This is a genomic window from Oricola indica (assembly GCF_019966595.1).
In the GTDB taxonomy this organism is placed as follows: Bacteria; Pseudomonadota; Alphaproteobacteria; order Rhizobiales; family Rhizobiaceae; genus Oricola; species Oricola indica.
Genome location: NZ_JAINFJ010000003.1, coordinates 434,668 through 453,590, shown reverse-complemented (window position 1 = coordinate 453,590; position 18,923 = coordinate 434,668). Strand labels below are relative to the sequence as shown.

At 59.3% G+C, this 18,923-nt stretch carries 22 protein-coding genes; 18 read left to right on the top strand and 4 right to left on the bottom strand.

Going from position 1 to position 18,923, the window contains the following annotated elements; all coding sequences use genetic code 11:
* The first annotated feature begins 184 nt into the window (after positions 1 to 184).
* On the top strand, positions 185 to 631 hold the full coding sequence (locus LC343_RS10950) for a c-type cytochrome (protein WP_223477147.1): 447 nt from the start codon (positions 185 to 187) through the stop codon (positions 629 to 631).
* Between the two features lie 5 nt (positions 632 to 636).
* Entirely contained in the window at positions 637 to 1,551 is a 915-nt protein-coding gene (locus LC343_RS10945) for a cytochrome c (RefSeq protein ID WP_223477291.1), read from the top strand.
* An 89-nt stretch (positions 1,552 to 1,640) separates the two neighbouring features.
* Here LC343_RS10945 and LC343_RS10940 read toward each other — a convergent pair whose 3' ends face one another.
* The gene (locus LC343_RS10940; protein ID WP_223477146.1) at positions 1,641 to 3,746 is read right to left on the bottom strand and encodes a S9 family peptidase; all 2,106 of its coding nucleotides are present in this window, start codon (positions 3,744 to 3,746) and stop codon (positions 1,641 to 1,643) included.
* A 129-nt stretch (positions 3,747 to 3,875) separates the two neighbouring features.
* Here LC343_RS10940 and LC343_RS10935 point away from each other — a divergent pair, with 129 nt between their 5' ends.
* The 13 genes from LC343_RS10935 to LC343_RS10875 all read left to right on the top strand — a co-directional run bounded on the left by LC343_RS10935 (position 3,876) and on the right by LC343_RS10875 (position 13,877).
* On the top strand, positions 3,876 to 4,241 hold the full coding sequence (locus tag LC343_RS10935; protein WP_223477145.1) for an SH3 domain-containing protein: 366 nt from the start codon (positions 3,876 to 3,878) through the stop codon (positions 4,239 to 4,241).
* Between the two features lie 103 nt (positions 4,242 to 4,344).
* Positions 4,345 to 4,980 carry a glutathione S-transferase family protein gene (locus tag LC343_RS10930; RefSeq protein ID WP_223477144.1) on the top strand — a complete coding sequence of 212 codons (636 nt, stop codon included), beginning with the start codon at positions 4,345 to 4,347 and terminating at the stop codon, positions 4,978 to 4,980.
* Between the two features lie 24 nt (positions 4,981 to 5,004).
* A complete protein-coding gene (locus LC343_RS10925) occupies positions 5,005 to 5,295 on the top strand; it encodes a colicin immunity domain-containing protein (RefSeq protein WP_223477143.1) in 291 nt (96 codons plus the stop codon).
* A 179-nt stretch (positions 5,296 to 5,474) separates the two neighbouring features.
* Complete coding sequence (locus tag LC343_RS10920) at positions 5,475 to 7,832, top strand: putative monovalent cation/H+ antiporter subunit A (protein WP_223477142.1); 2,358 nt, start codon at positions 5,475 to 5,477, stop codon at positions 7,830 to 7,832.
* 2 nt (positions 7,833 to 7,834) lie between these two features.
* Complete coding sequence (locus tag LC343_RS10915; protein ID WP_223477141.1) at positions 7,835 to 8,254, top strand: Na+/H+ antiporter subunit B; 420 nt, start codon at positions 7,835 to 7,837, stop codon at positions 8,252 to 8,254.
* Positions 8,254 to 8,631, top strand: a complete 378-nt coding sequence (locus LC343_RS10910) for a Na+/H+ antiporter subunit C (RefSeq protein ID WP_223477140.1) — start codon at positions 8,254 to 8,256, stop codon at positions 8,629 to 8,631. Before LC343_RS10915 ends, LC343_RS10910 begins: the two co-directional genes overlap by 1 nt.
* A 19-nt stretch (positions 8,632 to 8,650) precedes the next feature.
* Positions 8,651 to 10,264 (top strand): Na+/H+ antiporter subunit D, encoded by a 1,614-nt coding sequence (locus tag LC343_RS10905; RefSeq protein ID WP_223477139.1) that lies wholly within the window; start codon positions 8,651 to 8,653, stop codon positions 10,262 to 10,264.
* Entirely contained in the window at positions 10,261 to 10,734 is a 474-nt protein-coding gene (locus LC343_RS10900; RefSeq protein WP_223477138.1) for a Na+/H+ antiporter subunit E, read from the top strand. The genes LC343_RS10905 and LC343_RS10900 overlap by 4 nt, the downstream gene beginning before the upstream one ends.
* Positions 10,734 to 11,102 carry a cation:proton antiporter gene (locus tag LC343_RS10895; protein ID WP_223477137.1) on the top strand — a complete coding sequence of 123 codons (369 nt, stop codon included), beginning with the start codon at positions 10,734 to 10,736 and terminating at the stop codon, positions 11,100 to 11,102. The genes LC343_RS10900 and LC343_RS10895 overlap by 1 nt, the downstream gene beginning before the upstream one ends.
* Before the next feature lies 1 nt (position 11,103).
* Complete coding sequence (gene mnhG, locus LC343_RS10890) at positions 11,104 to 11,445, top strand: monovalent cation/H(+) antiporter subunit G (protein WP_223477136.1); 342 nt, start codon at positions 11,104 to 11,106, stop codon at positions 11,443 to 11,445.
* A gap of 200 nt (positions 11,446 to 11,645) precedes the next feature.
* The gene (locus LC343_RS10885; RefSeq protein ID WP_223477135.1) at positions 11,646 to 12,065 is read left to right on the top strand and encodes a Ros/MucR family transcriptional regulator; all 420 of its coding nucleotides are present in this window, start codon (positions 11,646 to 11,648) and stop codon (positions 12,063 to 12,065) included.
* Positions 12,066 to 12,613: 548 nt separating this feature from the next.
* Entirely contained in the window at positions 12,614 to 13,072 is a 459-nt protein-coding gene (locus LC343_RS10880) for a helix-turn-helix domain-containing protein (protein WP_223477134.1), read from the top strand.
* Positions 13,065 to 13,877 carry a DUF6456 domain-containing protein gene (locus tag LC343_RS10875; RefSeq protein WP_223477133.1) on the top strand — a complete coding sequence of 271 codons (813 nt, stop codon included), beginning with the start codon at positions 13,065 to 13,067 and terminating at the stop codon, positions 13,875 to 13,877. Before LC343_RS10880 ends, LC343_RS10875 begins: the two co-directional genes overlap by 8 nt.
* A 37-nt stretch (positions 13,878 to 13,914) precedes the next feature.
* Here LC343_RS10875 and LC343_RS10870 read toward each other — a convergent pair whose 3' ends face one another.
* The gene (locus tag LC343_RS10870) at positions 13,915 to 14,340 is read right to left on the bottom strand and encodes a SufE family protein (protein WP_223477132.1); all 426 of its coding nucleotides are present in this window, start codon (positions 14,338 to 14,340) and stop codon (positions 13,915 to 13,917) included.
* Positions 14,341 to 14,443: 103 nt separating this feature from the next.
* Complete coding sequence (locus LC343_RS10865; RefSeq protein ID WP_223477131.1) at positions 14,444 to 14,782, bottom strand: DUF5330 domain-containing protein; 339 nt, start codon at positions 14,780 to 14,782, stop codon at positions 14,444 to 14,446.
* Between the two features lie 383 nt (positions 14,783 to 15,165).
* Between LC343_RS10865 and LC343_RS10860 the strand changes: the two genes are divergently transcribed.
* The 3 genes from LC343_RS10860 to LC343_RS10850 are packed head-to-tail and all read left to right on the top strand — an operon-like array spanning position 15,166 to position 17,967.
* On the top strand, positions 15,166 to 16,695 hold the full coding sequence (locus tag LC343_RS10860; protein ID WP_223477130.1) for a sensor histidine kinase: 1,530 nt from the start codon (positions 15,166 to 15,168) through the stop codon (positions 16,693 to 16,695).
* A gap of 4 nt (positions 16,696 to 16,699) precedes the next feature.
* Complete coding sequence (locus LC343_RS10855; RefSeq protein ID WP_223477129.1) at positions 16,700 to 17,581, top strand: peptidoglycan-binding domain-containing protein; 882 nt, start codon at positions 16,700 to 16,702, stop codon at positions 17,579 to 17,581.
* 26 nt (positions 17,582 to 17,607) lie between these two features.
* Positions 17,608 to 17,967 carry a DUF1491 family protein gene (locus LC343_RS10850; protein ID WP_223477128.1) on the top strand — a complete coding sequence of 120 codons (360 nt, stop codon included), beginning with the start codon at positions 17,608 to 17,610 and terminating at the stop codon, positions 17,965 to 17,967.
* A gap of 6 nt (positions 17,968 to 17,973) precedes the next feature.
* Here the strand turns inward: LC343_RS10850 and LC343_RS10845 are convergent, their stop codons facing one another.
* Positions 17,974 to 18,915 carry a hypothetical protein gene (locus tag LC343_RS10845; RefSeq protein ID WP_223477127.1) on the bottom strand — a complete coding sequence of 314 codons (942 nt, stop codon included), beginning with the start codon at positions 18,913 to 18,915 and terminating at the stop codon, positions 17,974 to 17,976.
* Positions 18,916 to 18,923 lie beyond the last annotated feature (8 nt).

Below are 18,923 nucleotides of genomic sequence, written 5' to 3'. Positions count from 1 at the left end.
CGCGATCGACCAATCCCCTCAATCTTCAACGGCTCCGGACGTGGTCCGGAGCCGTGTTTCGTGATGATTGACACTGTGTCGCAGCCAAATTGCCCGAATTCACGAAACCGTGACTCCATCCGATAAAACAAATGTCGCAGTCTTCGTTTCTAATCTGCGAGCCAACCATCCCAGGAGGATTTACGTGAAGAAGACGATTTTTGCCTTTTCCCTTATCGCGGCCACGACAGCCACGGCATTTGCCGCGGACGATCCCATTGCGGTGCGCAAATCCCTGATGCAGTCCAACGGGGCCGCCGCAGGAGCATCTGCCGGCATGATGAAGAAGGAAATCGACTACAGTCCGGCAGTCGGTAAAGCCGCTATCGCCGCGTTCCATGCCTCCGCCGAAGCATTTGGCGACTATTTCCCCGAGGGAAGCGACATGGGAGCGGATACCAGGGCGTCGGCGAAGATCTGGGAAGATCCGGACGGGTTCAAGGCCGAACTGGACAAGTTCAAGACTGCCGCAGCGGCCGCGATGGAAGCGTCCGGCAGAGAGGGCCCCGCCGATCTTGAGGCATTCCAGGCCGCCGTCGGTCCGATCCTCGGCACGTGCCGGAGCTGCCACGAAGGTTACCAGACTCGTTGATTTCGATGATTCGCAAGCTCGCCCTGATTGTCGCACTCGCCGCGGTCGCGGGCGGGCTTGCATTCTATGTCCTGACGATACCGCAGACATTGCCAGCCGATGTCCTGGCGCAGATGCCGGAAGGCGACGCCGAGCGCGGCGAACTGGTCTTCTGGGCCGGGGGCTGTGCATCCTGCCACGCTGCCGACGACGCCGAAGGCGATGACAAGCTGAAACTCGGCGGAGGGCATGTCCTCGCCAGCGATTTCGGGGACTTTGTCGTTCCCAATATATCGACGGACCCTGCGACCGGCATCGGTTCATGGTCGCGTGAGGACTTCGCAAACGCGATGCTGAGAGGGGTGTCGCCGGACGGTGGACATTATTACCCTTCCTTTCCGTGGACATCGTATTCGCGAATGAAATCCGGTGACGTCGCGGACCTGTGGGCGTTCATGCAGACGCTACCCGCCGTTGAAAATGATCCCGGTCCGCACCGTATGGGTTTCCCGTTCAATATCCGCCGTGGCGTCGGCATGTGGAAGCTGCTCTATGCCGGCAACGCACCGATTGTTCCGCTGGACGAAAGCGACGAAAAACTCGTGCGTGGCCAGTATCTGGTCGAAGCGCTCGGCCATTGTGGCGAATGCCATACGCCACGCGACTTCGCTGGTGGGCTGAACAAGAGCGCGTGGCTCGGCGGAGCGCCCAATCCGGACGGTGAGGGACGTATCCCCAACATCACCCCCGGCGGAACCATCGGCGACTGGTCAGAGGCGGATATCGCTTACTATCTCGAAAGCGGGTTCACGCCGGAGTTCGATTCCGTCGGCGGTTCCATGGTCGATGTCCAGGAGAACATGGCCAAGCTTCCCGCCGAGGACAGGGACGCCATTGCCGCCTATCTGAAGGCAATCCCCGCTGTCGAGGGCGCGCAATAGCGCGTCCTGCAGGTCTTTCCGCGATCCCAGTCCCGCTTGCCTGACGGGACTGCAATCTGCTCTGGCTGACCCGAGCCGCGCGAGAAACCTCAGGCCTTGCCAACCACTTTGAGCGCGAAGGCGTAGGAAAACGCGATTTCTTCCAGGCGCGAGAAACGTCCCGACGCCCCGCCATGGCCGGAGTCCATGTTCGTTTTCAACAACAGCGGCTCGCCGCTGGTGGAATGGTCCCGCAGCCTGGAAATCCATTTCGCCGGTTCCCAGTAGGTCACGCGCGGATCGGTCAACCCTGCGACGGCGAGCACGGGCGGATAGGGTAGAGCGGTCACGTTGTCGTAAGGCGAATAATCCGCGATCGTGCGGTAATCGTCGGCGGACTCGATCGGGTTTCCCCATTCCGGCCATTCGGGCGGGGTGAGCGGCAAGGTATCGTCCAGCATGGTGTTCAGAACGTCGACGAAGGCCACTTCCGCGATGATGCCGCCGAAAGCGTCCGGCGCCATGTTGGTGACCGCACCCATCAGCATGCCCCCGGCGGATCCACCCTGCGCGACGATCCGGTCCGCGGATGTGAATCCCTCCTTCGCGAGATAGCGGGCTGCGGCGATGAAATCCTTGAATGTATTCTGCTTGAGCGCGCGCTTGCCGTTCTCGTACCAGGCGAAGCCCTTGTCTTTGCCGCCCCGGATATGCGCGATCGCGTAGACGAACCCGCGATCGACCAAGGAAAGGCAATTGGTGTTGAAGGATGCGGGAATGGCGATGCCATAGGAGCCGTAGCCATAAAGCAGGCAGGGCGCGGAGCCGTCGAGCTTCGTGTCCTTCCGGTAGAGAAGGGTCACCGGCACCAGTTCACCGTCATGCGAAGGGGCGTTGACGCGGCGCGTGACGTAATCCTCGGGGTCGTGGCCAGACGGAACCTCCTGAGTTTTCAGGAGAACCCGTTCACGGGTGCCCATGTCGTAGTCGTAGACCTGGGCAGGCGTCGTCATCGAGGAGTAGGTGAAGCGGATGACGGTCGTGTCGTATTCAAGGCTGCCTGCCAGCCCCAGCGAGTAGGCTTCCTCCTCGAAGTCGATGGCATGCTCTTCGCCGCTTGTGCGGTCGCGAATGACGATGCGCGGCAGGCCGTTCTCACGCTCGATCCAGACGAGATAGCCCTTGTAAGCCTGCACGGCGAGGATCAGACGTCCTGGCTTGTGCGGCACAAGCTCGGTCCAGTTTTCCTTCTGCGGCGCATCGACCGGCGCCGTCATGATCTTGAAATCCTTGGCTCCGTCGGCGTTGGTCAGGATGAAGAACACATCGCCGCCCGACTCCAGTTCGTATTCGACCCCGGTCTCGCGTTGCGCCACCATGACAGCCCCGCCGAGCGGGTCGTCCGCGCGGATCAGGCGGACTTCGCTTGTTTCGTGGTCGTAGGAACTGACGAAGACGAAATCATCGAGCCGACTTCCGCCCGCGCCCATGAAAAAGCCCGCATCCGGCTCTTCGTAGACGAGAGTGTCGTCTGTCTGATTGGTGCCGACGCGATGGTAATAGAGCTTGGATGGCCGGTGGTTGGCGTCGAGCTTCGAATAAAGAAATCCGTTGCCGGCCGCATCCCAGACGCCGCCACCACTGGAGTCGGCGACATCGTCGTTAAGGTCTTCGAGCGTGTCGAGATCGCGAACCCGTAGCCGGAAGAATTCCGATCCCTTGTCGTCGAAACCCCACAAGAGCTTCGAGTGATCAGAGGAATGGTCACACGAGGCGATCCGAAAATACGCCTTGCCTTCCGCCTCGGCGTCACCGTCGAGAATGATGGTCTTGTCCTCTGGCGCCGTCTTGCCGCGCGGCATACGCTCGAAAAGGGGCTGCTGCCCGCCTTTGCGAAATGAGGAGCCGTAAGCCCAGGGGCCGTCCGGCGCGGGGACCGTCGAGTCGTCTTCCTTGATGCGCCCCTTCATCTCCTCGAACAGGACCTTCTGGAGATCTTTGGTATCCGCCATCAGGGCGTCCTGGTAGGCGTTTTCGGCTTCCAGGTGAGCACGGATTTCCGGGTCCAGGACGGATGTCTCCTTGAAGACGTCCTGCCAGTTGTCCGCACGCAGCCAGGCGTATTCGTCCTGTCTCGTGATCCCGTGCCGTTCGTCCTCTACGGGACTTTTTTGGGCGGCGGGCGCTTGCGGCAAGGTGCCAAAGGAACGGGACATCGGGCCTCCAGTTGTGCGCATCTGCACGGAATGAACGGGAGCTGAACGGCAGGATAAGGACCGGTTCAGCGAGAGGGAGCTAGATCAGATGTATCGATTGCAGTCCCCTGTTCAAGCCCGGAGGAAGCCATGAAACTGAAAATGATCCCCGTCGCGCTCGCAGCGCTCATCACCGCAACAGCCGTCACCGCCCCGGTCGGGGCGTCGGTGTTCCATGCCTGGGAGGTGACCAATGTCTCCTGGGGCGACCTTCTCAACGTTCGCCGCTGGCCGGCATCCTATTCCCAGAAGCAGAGCGCCTATCCGAACGGTACGGTGCTGTCGCTCACCGGCCGGTGCAAGGGTGGATTGATGCTCGATGATATCGCTCATTTGCCGGATTGGCAGAAGCGTCAGGCAGTCCGCTACAAATGGTGCGAGGTCTGGCACGACCCTGCCAACAACGGCCAGTGGAAGACCGGTTGGGTGTATATGAAATATATGCGTCCGAATTGACAGGAGTGATGCTTGCCCAAGGAGAATGGCGTTGCGCTGCGATGCCTTCTCCGGTCTCATTCGCCCCGAACACAGCCGATAAAGCAGGCGAACGGAGGGGCGCATGTCCGCGAAAATTCAATTCTATACCAATCCGATGAGCCGCGGGCAGATAGCGCGGTGGGCTCTGCATGAAGCCGGCGCGGATTACGAGGAACATATTCTCGGTTACGGCGCGGAGATGAAGGGCGATTACCGTCGTATCAATCCGATGGGAAAGGTCCCCGCCATCGTGCATGAGGGGAATGTCGTCACAGAAGCGTCCGCGATCTGTCTCTATCTCGCCGAAGCGTGTCCCGAAGCGGGTCTTCAGCCGATTACGCTGGCCGAAAAGGCGGCTTATTTCCGCTGGAGTTTCTTTGCGGCGGGCCCGGTCGAACAGGCGATCATCGCGCACTCTTTCAAGTGGGATGAAGGGCTCGATGCGAGGGCGCAGGGCCGGCTCGGTTTCGGAAATTTCGATCTCGTCGTCGATGTGCTGGCCGGAATGCTCAAAGACCGGGACTTCATATGCGGCGACCGCTTTACTGCCGCCGATATCTATGTCGGTTCGCAGGTGGATTGGGGTATGATGTTCAAGACCCTTCCAGAGCGCGCGGAATTCATCGCTTATGCCGACCGGCTGAGGGCGAGACCGGCATACCAAGCCGCGAAGGCGATCGATGCCAGTTATATCGATGCCATGCAGAGCAATGGATAGGCACTTGTCGGCGGGGAGAGGGGATTGACGCCAAACCGCAATGCGCCCGACGATCATCTCAGGCAGTTGATTGAGACATTTGTTCTCGGCCACATCAACGGTCGGGATTTCGAGGCCCGGTTTCTGGAAAATTTCCGACGCGCGAGAGACAGCGGCCATTCGATCCGCCATGCGGTCGATCAGCTGTTCTATGATGTTGACGCATTTTGCGATGATGCGTCGCTACGCGGGCCGGATGATCTCGACGAGGATGGCTTGCGAGAGCGGGCGCGAATTGCGCTAGCCCGTTGGGAAAGCCTGCCATCACGGCCTTGATCGAAGCGGCAGTGATTGGTTTTGCGTGCTGGAAATGTGGGCGAGGGCCCATAACTGTTCGAAAACTGCGGGTTTTCCCCGCAACCTCTTGAGATTTGGTGAGAACCGACCTAGGTCCGGTCAGCATGCACATATCGACTTGCCTTTTCCTGAAATAGTACTGGGGTGCGTAGCCTGACATGACGTTCTACGCGCTTCTTGCCCCGTTCATCGCCGCGTTGTTCGCGCCGGTGTTGACCCGCGTTTTCAAGCACAATGCGGCATGGATACTCGCGGTGGTTCCGGCGCTTCTGTTCTGGCATTTTTTCGGCTTCGCCGAAGGCGTGTCGCAGGGCGAGCGTATTACGGGCGGCTATTCCTGGATCCCGTCCTTCAACGTGAATTTCTCCTGGCTGATCGACGGCCTGTCACTGACATTCGCGCTGTTGATCACCGGGATCGGAACGTTGGTCGTTCTGTATTCCGGCGGCTACCTGAAGGGGCATAAGCACCAGGGACGGTTCTTCTCGTTCATCCTCATGTTCATGGGGTCGATGCAGGGGCTTGTCCTGTCGGACTCGTTCCTGATGCTGTTCGTTTTCTGGGAACTGACCTCGATTACGTCATTCCTCCTGATTGGCTTCAATCACGCGGAAGAAAAGTCTCGCCGTTCGGCGATTCAGGCGCTGGTCGTAACCGGTCTCGGCGGGCTTTCTTTGCTCGCGGGCTTGCTGGTTATCTGGAACATCACGGGTCTGAGCGAGCTTTCGCTGCTTCTTTCCTCCGGCGATCTGCTGCGAGAAAGCCCCTTCTTTATCGCTGCTTTTCTGCTGGTGCTCGGCGGGGCGTTCACGAAATCGGCGCAGTTCCCGTTCCATTTCTGGTTGCCCAACGCCATGGAAGCGCCGACGCCCGTTTCCGCTTACCTGCATTCCGCTACCATGGTGAAGGCCGGCGTCTATCTGCTGATGCGACTGAACCCGGTGATGGGCGAGACGGTGGCGTGGGAAACGGTGCTGCCGATATTCGGCGGTTTTACGCTGATCGCTGGTACGCTTCTGGCCGCGCGCCAAACCGATCTCAAGCTGATGCTGGCCTACACGACCATGGCCTCGCTTGGCATTCTCGTCATGCTGACCGGCTTCGGCAACGAGAAGGCGATCGAGGGCGCAGTGCTGTATCTGATCGCCCATTCGATGTTCAAGGGCGGGCTTTTCATGGTCGCCGGCAATGTCGATCACGAGGCCGGCACACGCGATATCACGAGGCTCGGCGGTCTTGCCAGCGCGATGCCGATCACCTTCGCCGCGGCGCTGTTCGCGGCCCTGTCGATGGGTGGCTTGCCGCCATTTGTCGGCTTCCTCGCGAAGGAGGAGATTTATTACGGACTGGCGCATGGCGACGCGTGGTCGATTCTTTTTACGATCGTCGCGATTACCGGCAACGCGCTGATGTTCGTGATCGGTTTCGCGGTCGCTTTGAAACCTTTCCTGGGTCCGAAAGTCGACACGCCGAAACACGCGCATGAAGGGCCAATCTTGCTCTGGGTGGGGCCCGCGATACTCGCCTTGTGCAGCCTCTCCTCCGCCATCTTTTCCGGATGGTTCCACGCACGCTTTTCGAGCCCGATGGCCAGTGCCGTCAGCGGCCATGAAGCCGATATCACCATCACCGTGATCCCCCATATCGGAGTGCCGCTCTATCTGTCGCTGCTCACGGTCGCGCTTGGCGTAGTGCTATACCTGTCGCTCGGGCGTTTGCGCGCCGGCATGGAGAGCCTCCTGCTGGCGATCGGATGGGGCCCGGATCGCGGTTTCGACCAGGCAATACGGGGTATCGTGAAGCTGTCGGTGGCGGTTACGCGTCTGGTGCAGAACGGACGGCTGGAATTTTACATCACAGCGAGTTTTGTTCTCCTCGCCGCATCGATCTTCGTGCCGATGGCTATCGCGGGCGACTGGCCGTTGGTGCCTGCGTTCCCGCAGCTGTTCTTCTACGAATGGCTTCTGTTCCTCATCGCAGTGATGGGGCTTTTCGCGGTGATATGGGCCAAGGACCGCCTGACCGCGATCGTCTCGCTCGGCATTCAGGGCTTCGCGGTTGCCGTTTTCTTCATGCTTATGGGCGCTCCCGACCTGTCCTTCACCCAGTTCATGGTTGAAACCCTGTCAGTCGTCATTCTCGCGCTGGCGATGACGCGGCTCCGGTTGTCTCCACAGGACCATCGATCCGCAACCCAGACAGTCCTCGACGGGGCGATCGCCCTGGCATTGGGCGGCGCTCTGACATTGCTGCTGCTACGTGTCCTGCAGGTGCCCTTCGATGCGACGCTGACGGAGTTCTTCAACACCTATTCGCTGCAGATCGCCCATGGTCGTAACATCGTGAACGTGATCCTGGTCGACTTCCGCGGCATAGACACGTTCGGCGAGATCGCGGTGGTGATGGTGTCGGGACTTGCCATTCTTGCGCTCATCCGCGTGGTGCCGAAGCGGTCGACGCCGGTGACGACGGAGTCGCCCGCGTCGCCGTCCGACAAGGTAGTGGAGGCAGGCTGACCATGCGCACTTTGATCTTCCGGACCGTCGCGCCGTTCCTTTCGAGCCTCATGATCCTGTTTTCGGTGTTCGTGCTGCTTCGCGGCCACAACGAGCCCGGCGGCGGTTTCATCGGTGGCCTGATCGCGGCGTCGGCGCTTGCGATCTACGGCATCGCCTTCGGCGTTTCGCCGGTCCGCCGCGCAATCCGCTTTCACCCCATGGCACTCTCGGGCTTCGGCCTGCTGTTGGCCGCGATTGCCGGTATCCTGTCGCTGTTCTCCGGCGTGCCCTTCCTGACGGGATTGTGGGTCTATCCGCGGCTGTTCGGTGTCGAACTCGCATTGTCGACACCGCTGATCTTCGACATCGGGGTCTATTTCGTCGTTTTCGGATCGATCACCTCGACCGCGCTTGCCCTGGAAGAAAGGGAGCGCGACTGATGGAAACGGCCATGGCGGTCCTGACCGGGCTCTTCTTTGCGACGTCGTTCTACCTGATGCTGTCGCGGCATATCATCCGCATCCTGCTCGGCGTCACCATTCTCGGAAACGCGGTCAATCTGACGATTTTCACGACGGGACGGATCACCCGCGAAATACCGCCGATCATTCCCGACGACGCGGTCATGCCGATTGAGGCGATCGCCAATCCGTTGCCCCAGGCACTGGTGCTGACCGCGATCGTCATTTCCTTCTCGTTCTTCGCGTTCCTGCTGGTACTGGTGTTCCGCAGCTACCAGGAACTGGGCACCGACGACACGGACGAGATGCGCGACGCCGAACCGCGCGACGAACCCGCGCCGCCGCTTGGCTACTGACACTCCGGACCAAAGCTTCATGGCCACTTCAACCGCCCATAATGTCAATCTCGAAGCTGCGATGGTGCTGACACCGCCGCCTCTGGCCGACTATCTCGTCGTCGCGCCATTGGCGATCGGCTTCGTATTCGGCGCGCTGTGCTTGATGACGCGCAAGAACATCGATCGCCAGCCCTATATCGCGATCAGTGGCCTGGTCCTGATGCTGCTGGCCGATATTGGCCTCTTCTGGCACGTCTTGCAGAATGGCACGGTGGTCATGACGATGGGCCGCTGGTTGCCGCCCTTCGGTATTACATTCGTTGCCGACATGCTGGGTGCCACGTTTGCATTGGTCGCTGGAATCGTCGGCCTTGCAGGAGGTGTCTATGCGCTGGAGGACGTGGACCGCACCGGCCGGCGCTACGGCTTCTATCCGTTCCTTCTGCTGATGCTGTCAGGCGTGACCGCCGCATTCCTGACTGGCGATATTTTCAATCTCTACGTCTGGTTCGAGGTGCTGCTGATCGGATCCTTCGGCCTGCTCGTGCTGGGATCGGAACGCGAGCAGCTGGACGGTGCGACGAAATACGCGCTGTTGAACCTCATTGCGACGACGCTGTTCCTGCTCGCCGTGGCCTACATGTACGGCATGTTCGGCACGCTCAACATGGCCGACATCTCGCGCAAGGCGGCAGGACTGCGGGACACCGGACCACTTTTCACCATTGCGGCGCTGTTTCTGTTCGCCTTTGCGATGAAGGCGGCGGCGTTCCCGGTCAATTTCTGGTTGCCTGCTTCCTATCATACACCGCGGATCGTCGTGTCTGGTCTGTTTGCGGGCCTGCTGACGAAAGTGGGCGTCTATGCCCTGCTGCGCATCTTCCTGACCCTCTTTGACGTTGAACGCGACGCTCTGGCAGGCACGATCGCCATTGTCGCCGTCGCAACGATGGTGCTCGGCGCCATGGGAGCGCTGGCCCAGAACGATATCCGGCGTCTGCTCGGCTATCTCGTCATTTCCGGTATTGGCATGATGCTGGCGGGCCTTGCGTTGGGCAGCCAGACCGGACTGTCTGGCGCGGTTTTCTATGCGGCCCATTCGATGGTGGTCATGACGGCGCTGTATTTCCTTGCGGGAATGATCGGTGAGCGGATGAACGGATTTGCGCTCAACGAGGCGGGCGGGCTGTACAGTCGAGTCCCCTGGCTTGCCGCAATTGCACTGATCCTGTTTCTTTCGGTTTCGGGATTGCCGCCGTTCTCGGGCCTGTGGCCGAAAGCGTTTCTGGTCAAGGCTTCGCTCGACGTAGGCGCGTGGTGGCTCGCTTTTAGCATCCTGCTCACCGGGCTGCTGACAACAATCGCGGTCGGGCGGACTTTCGCTTTTGCATTCTGGCGCGAAAGCACGCGGGAGACTGACGACACCGATACGACGAGGCCCACTAACGGCGGACGCGCGGTTGCCGGTTCCCTGATTGCCCTTACGCTCTTGTCGGTTGCGGTCGGTATCTACCCCGAACCCGTCATCCGGGTAACCGACCGGATCGCCAGTGAGCTTCTGACGTCTGGCAGTTACGTGGATGCGGTGTTTCCTGCTGAAGAGCCGATGGTGGAAGAACCGTCGGCGGATGAAGGGGAGGCGCAGGAATGAACCTCTATCTTGCAAATATCCTGATGGCGTTCGTCTGGGCGGCCGTGACCGGTTCGTTCAGCGTGATCAACCTGATTTTTGGCTTCGCACTTGGCGCGCTGGCTCTGTCGCTGATCCGCGAGCAGGTCGGCTCGATGGGATATTTTTCCCGAGCGCGGCGCGTCCTCTCGCTGATCCTGCTGTTCATATACGAGCTTGTCCTGTCGTCCGTCAGGGTCGCCAAGCTCGTCCTTACGCCAAACATGAACCTGAAGCCCGGTATCTTCGCCTATCCGCTGAAGGTCGATCGCGACTTCGAGATCACGCTCCTGGCGAATTTGATTACGCTGACGCCGGGAACGCTGTCAGTCGATGTTTCGGATGACAGGCGCTTCCTTTTTGTCCACGCGCTTGACTGTTCGGATCCAGAACAAGTCCGTGAAGACATTGCGGATGGATTCGAACGCAAGATCCTGGAGGCATTCCGCTGATGATCGCCTCCGATTTTCTCGACATCGCCGTTCATGTCGCGCTCGCAGTTCTGTCGGTGACGTTTCTCCTGACGGTGGTCAAGGTCATTTATGGACCGACGCTGCCGGATCGTGTCCTCGCACTCGATATGCTGGTCGCGGTGGCAATCGGCTTCATCGCGGTGCTCGGCATCAAGACGGGGTACACCCTCTATCTCGACATCGCGATCGCCCTCGGGCTGGTCGGGTTTCTCGCGACCGTTGCGTTCGCCAGGTTCATCATGGCGCGGGGGCGAATCGAGGAAACCGAGGAAAATCGGCCACGGCTGGTCACGACCGTGAAGCCCCATTCGGACGCGACTGCGTCCGATAACGAAAAAGCAGGCTGACATGGAAACAGTCGTCAATATCGTAGCTGGACTACTAATACTTGCAGGTACTTTCTTTGCATTCGTTGCGGCAGTTGGCCTATGGCGTTTTCCTGATATATATTCGAAGATGCACGCTGCGTCGAAAGCTGGCACGCTTGGATCGGGTATGGTTTTACTTGCGCTTGCCGTGCATGCGGGTGATACCGCAACTGTAACGCGAGCACTTGCGGGTATTACGTTTTTTCTTCTGACGGCACCGATTTCGGCTCATTTGCTTGCTAAAGCAGCCTATGTCGTAGGTTATGAACTTGCAAAATCTTCGGTGCTGGATGAAATGGGCGAATCGAAAAGAGACAGTTAAATCCCTTTTATACAGCCATAGCGTTAGAATATTCGAAAAAGTAAAGCATTTACAACCTTTAGTTGCTGAAAGAATGGCGAATTTAATTATTGCATTCCAATTTATTGTGATAGGTGTCATGTACGGTTTGGGATGGAAACCATACAGCACGCGGTCAACAACTCGGCGCGCGTAGAAAGTTAATAAAGGATAATACAACTATGACAGACAATTCGGGACAAAACGACCTTTTGGCCGAACTGACCGCAGACGTCGTATCTGCCTATGTCAGCAATAACCCTGTTCCCGCCTCGGATCTGCCCGGACTGATTTCGGAGATTCATACAGCACTCGGCAAGACACTTGGCGGCGTTGTTGAGGAAGTTCAGGAAAAGCCGCGTCCCGCCGTCAATCCGAAGCGTTCGGTCACCGACGATTACATCATTTGCCTTGAAGATGGCCAGAAGTTCAAATCGCTGAAGCGCCATCTCATGAGCCACTATGGTATGACGCCGGAAGAGTATCGCGAGAAATGGAGCCTGCCGGCAGACTATCCGATGGTCGCTCCTGCATATGCCGCACAGCGTTCGCGTCTTGCACGTGAGATGGGCCTTGGCCGCAAGCGCGGATCGAAGCGCTAGATACAGCCTGACCCGAAATCGATCTTTCAAGGCCGCGGCTTCGTCCGCGGCTTTCTTTTTGCCGGGTAAGGTTTTCCTGGCTTCGATTTCTGACCTCACCCGGTCCCGGGCTGCTTTTAGCGCGATGTGGCGGTTGAGATCGTATGACCAGTGCCGGGAAGCGCTTTTGGTCCGCTCGCGTCGCAGCGCAATCGTGATGCTTTCCATCCAGTCGCGCAACTCATCGGGCGAGGCGGCGGCAAGACGACACTGGCTTGCACGCGCAAGTTGAAGCAAATGCGTGGGCCTGCTCGCAAGTGCATATATGCGTGCGGTTCGGGCGCTCCCGCTTCGGTCTCGCTCTAAATTCAATGCCGCGCTCCTGCAATCGATACCGGTGCTGACCGTAGGCGCATCGGTGATCTGTTGGATAAGTGCCTGGTGAAAACCTTCGGGACCCGGCGATAGAGGCCGGAAAACCGGGCGTATGAACAAAGTCCGGAAAACCACTTATTCAACGCTTGCCAATCCGATATAGGAATAAAAACCTATTACGGAGAATTTTGCGAATGCTGAACACTCTCGCAGGCGTTTCAATTCACGACGGCAGCAGCCCCGCTCGAAGCGGAGCAGGGGAAATCGACAGGGAAAGTAATGACGATGCCGATTTCGGCTTCGGCCATTCTGTCGGAACCGCCGAGGCGGTGGAAATATGCGACGGGATTATCGATCTGCTGGCAGTGTTCTTCAATGTCAGCGGCCGCCAGTTGCGCTCATCGAAACGAACGTCGAAACCGGTTTCCCGAATCCGCCAGATCGGCATGTATGTCGCCCATGTCACGCTCGGACTGAAGATGTCGGCCGTCGGCGCCGGGTTCGGGCGCGACAAGAGCACGGTTGTCCATGCGTGTCACACGATCGAGGACATGCGTGACGACGAGGATTTCAACGTGATCGTTTCCCGGGTGGAACATCTTGTCACGATTGCGTTTTCGCTGAATTGCCGATCGGAGCAGCGGAATGCCTGACGCAAAATCCGAGAGGCGGATCCTGCGTTTCATGCAGATGCTCGAGAAGTCTCCTGCGGTTCTGAGAGATACCGGCAGTTCCGATATGAAGTTGCTGGAATTTACCGGCAGTCGATCGGTCCGATGTGAGAGTTCGGATATCGAAGCGATGCTGCGATCGGGGAGTATCGTCGTCTCGCGCCGGGATGACTTGGCAGAGGTAAGGCTGACAGATGCGGGGCAGGCTTCACTGCGCCGGCAACGGTCGGGCGATGTCGCTGGTCAACACCGCCAAATCCGCGAGGCGCATGTGCAATTTCACGGACATCCGCATCGAGTCACACTCAACGATGCGGAGTCGCCCCTTGCGATGCTGGCGCGCCTCAAACGCCCGGATGGCGGGGCATGGTTCGAAGGGGCGGAACTCGCGGCCGGCGACAGGCTGCGGAGTGACTTCGAGCATGCATTGCTTCAACCAAGAGTCACCGCTTCCTGGGATATTTCGCATGTCGCAAGGACGGGCGGGCAGTCCAGAGCGGTGGAGATGGCCGATCATGTCATGGCCGCCCGCGATCGGGTCAACGCCGCGTTGACCGCCGTCGGGCCTGACCTTGGCGGCGCCCTCGTGGACGTCTGCTGTTTTTTGAAGGGTCTGGAGCAGGTCGAACGCGAAAGAAACTGGCCGCGTCGCTCCGCGAAGCTGATGCTCAAAACCGCGCTTGGGCTTTTGGACGCTCACTACGATCCAGGATCGGCGCGGAAACGGCGCTCGCGCAAAATTCTCCACTGGGGATCCGATGGATTTCGCCCGTCGTTGAACTGCTAGGGCAGGACAACCGGGCTCTGAAATGCTCCGGAAAGCGTCAAGCCGCGTTTGTTGCAGCGTGCGCTTCTTCCTTCATTCGCGCCACCATGGCACGCAAGCCGTTGGAGCGTTGCGGTGTGAGGTTGTCTTCAAGCCCCAGGGATTTCAGAAGTTCCGCGGCATCGAAAGAACCGATCTCCGATGCCTTTCTGCCCGACAACGCCGCAATCATGATCGCCACAAGCCCGCGAACGATATGAGCGTCGGAATCACCGCGGAACGTCACCACGGGATCGTTTCCGTCACCGGTCGAGGTCGCAAGCCACACCTGGCTGACACATCCATTGACCTTGTTGGCAGCCGTTTTCTCGGACTCGGGCATGTCGGGGAGGCTCTTTCCGATCTCGATGACATAACGGTACTTGTCTTCCCAGTCGTCGAGGAAAGCGAAATCATCCGTGATCGTTTCGAGCGAAGGTAGCATCGGCCGCGCAGAGTTCCTGTTCAACCGGCGATGGTGAAAATCCCCGGATCTGCAGGCTACTTAGTCGGTACAGGGACACCCGGCAAGGGTGGGAGGCGCCGGTTTATTCGGCTTCGGGCGCTTTCCCGGAAGCGGGTTCCTTCATCGACGGGTGACCATGGCGGAACATCGCATAGGCGATATCCAGTCCTTCACGCGCCCTCGAACTCGCATAGGAAACGAGATCCCCACCGATTCTGCAAACCTCCGGCTGGCGGTCGCACAATCCACGTATATCCGCCGCTGCCTGACCGACCAGCGATGCGATGTCGTATGGTGAAGGCGTTGGTGCAGTATCGCTCTGGATGCTGGCCGAGGCGTCGCGGTATTCCGATGGCGCAAAGGCCGGCAAAATTGCCAGTCCGATGAAGCCTAAGACAAACATTTTCAATAGAAAACGCATTTTCAATCCGCCAAACCTGGTTCCTTCACATTCGTCCCTAACCGACATCTAGCCCGGCAGCCGTTGGCGCATTGCATGCACGGAATGATCGTTTTTAGGCGTGTTTTGCTAAAAGTTTACAGAGCCTGAAATTATCCCGCTCATTCAAGCGATTGGCTTCTACACAGCGCGTTAACCATACCGTCAAAACCTCGCCGTTCAGGCCGGACAAAACCGATTTGTGTGCCGGAAAGGGGATGAGCGGCCCGGCCGTTTATCCATTCATTAAACGCTAGCTGCGATCTTGAGGCCGAGGCGATTATCGCCGCTCATCCGCGTTGCGAGTACGATTGTTGGCGTTACAGCGAACCATTCCTGAAATTTACGGCAAGGCGCTTCATGATATGGCGCGCCGGTCGATTTCGGCCGGTCGGCAGACAGAGGATGGCGAACCGGAAATCCTGTCGTTCGTCGCCGAGCGACTGGTCGGACTCGCTGCCGGCGCAGCATTCATCATCGCTCCGGTTTGCATCGCGCTCAGCGGCTTTGGTCTGCCGGGAACATATGGCGCCGCCGCGGCGATCGCGTTGGCACATGTCGCAATCCCGTTTCTCGCTCTCGGGTGGTTGAGCATTTCACGAACGCCCTGGAGCGCTGGTGTCTTCGCAATCGCATGCTGGAGCGCTCTGGCCGGGACGCTTGTCGCGGTTTCACCGATACTGGCACTTGCCAACGGATTTGTCCTGTTTCTGGTTGTCGGCCGATACGTCACGGCGAGCCGCGTGCGCTTGCTCATGGCGTCGCCGCCCACCGAAGCCGAAGAGACGTTGCCGCAAAACACGCGCATCGAACTGACCCGTCGTGGAAAGATAAGGTCGGCGACGGGGAAACGAGCCGGTCTGTTTCCGGTTCGCGGCCAGTTTATCGATCAGGTACACGTTGCTGACAGGATCGCCTTTCTGGAAGCGATCGCCGATGTGTCCGAAAAGAGCCGGATGCCCAGATCGATCACCGTGAGGGTCGACCTCGCGTCGCCCGGTGAACCGCAATCCTTCTCGTCCATGCGACTGGATCTCGCTGCAACGGGTGAATTCGTGGCGCTTGTTCTGAAAGAAGAGGCCGCCGAAGCGGACGTTGCGGATAATGATGCGCAGAAGCGTTTCCTCGCGACGGTCAGCCATGAACTGCGGACACCGCTCAACTCCATTATCGGATTCTCCGATATTCTGCGCCGTGACATGTTCGGTCCGTTGGCCAACGACCGACAGCGCGAATATGTGAACCTGATTCACAGTTCCGGTTCGCACCTTCTGGGTGTCGTAAACACGATCCTCGACGTCTCCAAGATCAGCGCCGGGACATATGCCATTCACCGTGAAACGTTCGATCTCGGTATGGTTGCGCAGGAATGCGCCGCCATGCTGCAACCGCAGGCGGCCGTGAAGGGCGTTACGCTCGAGTTCGATAGTTCTGGCGATGTTGCTCAGGCAGACGCGGACAGACGCGCCATGAAGCAGATTGCGATCAATCTCCTGTCGAACGCCATCAAGTTCACCGAAGCCGGCGGAACTGTGCGAATGACGATCGAGTGCGACGAAGGCGGATTTGCGCTCCGCGTTTCCGATGACGGTATCGGGATGTCTGACGCGGATCTTGCGGTCATCGGCGCGCCATTTTCGCAAGTCGACAATGCCTACACGCGCAGTTGCGAAGGGACAGGTCTCGGCCTTACGGTCGTCACCGGACTTGTGCAATTGCACGGCGGGTCGCTCGACGTAAAAAGCAAAGCCGGCGAGGGAACCGAAGTGACGGTGTTCATCCCGGTGGGCAAGGAATGCGCCTCGATCGACGCCGGCGATGAGCAGGTTTTCTTGGATGCGCCAGGCAAGGCGCGGCGCAAGGTCAACAGCAGTGCAGTACGACTTGCAGGGTAAGGATATGACGGTTCTATCAGCCATTCGTGGAACGGCAGGTTTTCTCGGCGAAACGATCGCGGCAAATCCGGGCTTTGCGGGCGGTGCGACCGCTATGTGCGTCGCGATGACCTTCTTCACCGCCAATGCAGTCTACTTCCAGGAACAACGTCATCCCGCTGCGTTGTTCGCGACGAGGCCCGCGCCCGTTGCCGAGACGCAATTGCCGCAATCCGAAGCCCCGAAAGCGGAAACGGCCGTCAACCTGCCGCAGGCACCCGACACGAAACGCTTCGCCGAGCCGGAGCCGATGCCGAAAAGGGTCAGTGAAGCCATTCCGGAGGTCGCTCCGGTGCCGGCGATCAGGCCGTCGTCCGATGGGCCGTCCATTTCTCAGGAAGACAAGAGCCCACAGGTGGCCGGCATCCAGGAATTGCTGGCCAAAATGGGATACTATGATGGTGCGGTTGATGGACTGATGGGGCCGATGACCGGCGCCGCAATCGAGACCTACAAGGACAAGGCGGGTTTGCGCGGCATCGAACTCAGCGAAGCCGAGTTGATCACTTCGCTGCGCAACAATCTGGGCGTCACCGCGGCTATTCCGGATTCGCGGCCGGAGCCGCGCGCGCCTAACGCATCAGCGATTGTCGCCGAATTGATCGCGAACACCAGTGGCGCCGGTGGTCAGGCCGCCCTTCCGGCGCAGATACCGTCGATGGAAGTGGTGAAAGTCCAGGCCGCGCTGCGTGCCTTCGGCAATACCGATATTGCCGTCGATGGAATATCGGGAACACAAACGGAAGTCGCCATTCGTGAGTTTCAGGCCCTGTTTCATTTGCCCGTCACCGGGGAAATCGACGGTACATTGCTCGACAAGATGCGCGCGATCGGTCTGATAAAGTAGTCGACACGGGATAGCCTGGAGATTTGATGTCCAACCGCTTGACCTCCGCGATTTTCGTGGCGGCGGTGATACGCAGTGTGAACAGCGCCGGAGGCTTCGCCACCGTGCTCCGTCATGGTTCGGACGAGGCAGGCGCGATCTTCATCTGCGTTCCGGCAGGACCCGGAGCCGGCACAACGCTTTATGCCCAGGCGCCGCAAAGCATGTTTACCGACAATGATCGGCCTTTCGTTGGCGGACGGCTCTTCGAACGCGTCGGAGAGGGCCTTGCGGACGACGAACTGGCGGAAAAGTTCGCACGCGAGGCTCGGATGGACCCGGATTTCTGGGTCGTCGAGCTTGACCTTTTCGGCAAGCAGGCCTCGGATTACTTCGATATCGCCTGAAACCCGTCAGGCGACCTTCATGAAGCTGGTGCCCGACATGTCGGCATGGTCTCGATGCGATTCGCCGGGATCATTGGCAGACAGCGCTTCGCGGGCGAGGGCCAGGAGATCATCGCTTCGCCATGACCAGACCTTGTGAACAGCCTGTTCGGTCGTGATTTCGTTAAAGACCGTCGAGAAGCGGTCCGCGACCGCGGGATCCGCCGCCAGGTCCGGAGACAGCGCGGCAAAAACCTTCAAACCGTCCTCCGGCGAAGCGCCTACGAAGCGCAGCATGTAGATAAGGTTGCGCGACGTCGGGTTGCTGCACAGGCCCTCCGCGCTGACCATCGTGATCGCAAGTGCGTCGGCAACAGCGGTGTGCAGAACGCGCGGATTGGGGTCATGCGCCGCCTCGATGATTTGCTCCATCGAAACGTCGATAACAGGTTGCGCCTGTGAGGCGATATCGCCCCGCAGGTCGTTGCGAAACTTCTCGAATGATTCCGCCTGCTCCCGCGGCATGGCGTTGTCGAGCCTCTGGCGCAGGTCCAGTGCCCGGTCGATGCCCTCATTCTCCATGTGGCGTAAAGCATTGACCACCGGAGTTTCAAGCCGGGTTCGGCGTGCGATGGCGCGCGCATGTTCGATGTCGCGTTGCGAAAGAATAGCGAGCAATTCCGCAGCGGAGAGCAGGTGGCTGCGCGTGAGGATTGGCGAGCATATTGCAACGGGAAAGTCACAAAGGGCGAGGAGCAACGGTTTCGGGGCAAGCTCGCTGATCGCGAGCATTGAGGCGATCTCGCGACGGCTGTCGTCACTGATCGTGGGCAAGAGCGGCAGAACCAGATCGACCAGCCGCGTCATGTCGGATTTCGACGGTCTCGGCGCATCGCAGAATTCTCGAACCGCCGCCACGGCGATCTTGTTATTGTCGAAATAGTCAGAGGTTTCGATCGTCTGCGTCATGGCCGGCA

Coding starts and splice junctions, on each gene's coding strand:
- LC343_RS10945 (WP_223477291.1), top strand. CDS start 637: ATGATTCGCAAGCTCGCCCTGATTGTCGCACTCGCCGCGGTCGCGGGC.
- LC343_RS10940 (WP_223477146.1), bottom strand. CDS start 3,746: ATGTCCCGTTCCTTTGGCACCTTGCCGCAAGCGCCCGCCGCCCAAAAA.
- LC343_RS10935 (WP_223477145.1), top strand. CDS start 3,876: ATGAAACTGAAAATGATCCCCGTCGCGCTCGCAGCGCTCATCACCGCA.
- LC343_RS10930 (WP_223477144.1), top strand. CDS start 4,345: ATGTCCGCGAAAATTCAATTCTATACCAATCCGATGAGCCGCGGGCAG.
- LC343_RS10920 (WP_223477142.1), top strand. CDS start 5,475: ATGACGTTCTACGCGCTTCTTGCCCCGTTCATCGCCGCGTTGTTCGCG.
- LC343_RS10915 (WP_223477141.1), top strand. CDS start 7,835: ATGCGCACTTTGATCTTCCGGACCGTCGCGCCGTTCCTTTCGAGCCTC.
- LC343_RS10910 (WP_223477140.1), top strand. CDS start 8,254: ATGGAAACGGCCATGGCGGTCCTGACCGGGCTCTTCTTTGCGACGTCG.
- LC343_RS10905 (WP_223477139.1), top strand. CDS start 8,651: ATGGCCACTTCAACCGCCCATAATGTCAATCTCGAAGCTGCGATGGTG.
- LC343_RS10900 (WP_223477138.1), top strand. CDS start 10,261: ATGAACCTCTATCTTGCAAATATCCTGATGGCGTTCGTCTGGGCGGCC.
- LC343_RS10895 (WP_223477137.1), top strand. CDS start 10,734: ATGATCGCCTCCGATTTTCTCGACATCGCCGTTCATGTCGCGCTCGCA.
- mnhG (WP_223477136.1), top strand. CDS start 11,104: ATGGAAACAGTCGTCAATATCGTAGCTGGACTACTAATACTTGCAGGT.
- LC343_RS10885 (WP_223477135.1), top strand. CDS start 11,646: ATGACAGACAATTCGGGACAAAACGACCTTTTGGCCGAACTGACCGCA.
- LC343_RS10880 (WP_223477134.1), top strand. CDS start 12,614: ATGCTGAACACTCTCGCAGGCGTTTCAATTCACGACGGCAGCAGCCCC.
- LC343_RS10875 (WP_223477133.1), top strand. CDS start 13,065: ATGCCTGACGCAAAATCCGAGAGGCGGATCCTGCGTTTCATGCAGATG.
- LC343_RS10870 (WP_223477132.1), bottom strand. CDS start 14,340: ATGCTACCTTCGCTCGAAACGATCACGGATGATTTCGCTTTCCTCGAC.
- LC343_RS10865 (WP_223477131.1), bottom strand. CDS start 14,782: ATGCGTTTTCTATTGAAAATGTTTGTCTTAGGCTTCATCGGACTGGCA.
- LC343_RS10860 (WP_223477130.1), top strand. CDS start 15,166: ATGGCGCGCCGGTCGATTTCGGCCGGTCGGCAGACAGAGGATGGCGAA.
- LC343_RS10855 (WP_223477129.1), top strand. CDS start 16,700: ATGACGGTTCTATCAGCCATTCGTGGAACGGCAGGTTTTCTCGGCGAA.
- LC343_RS10850 (WP_223477128.1), top strand. CDS start 17,608: ATGTCCAACCGCTTGACCTCCGCGATTTTCGTGGCGGCGGTGATACGC.
- LC343_RS10845 (WP_223477127.1), bottom strand. CDS start 18,915: ATGACGCAGACGATCGAAACCTCTGACTATTTCGACAATAACAAGATC.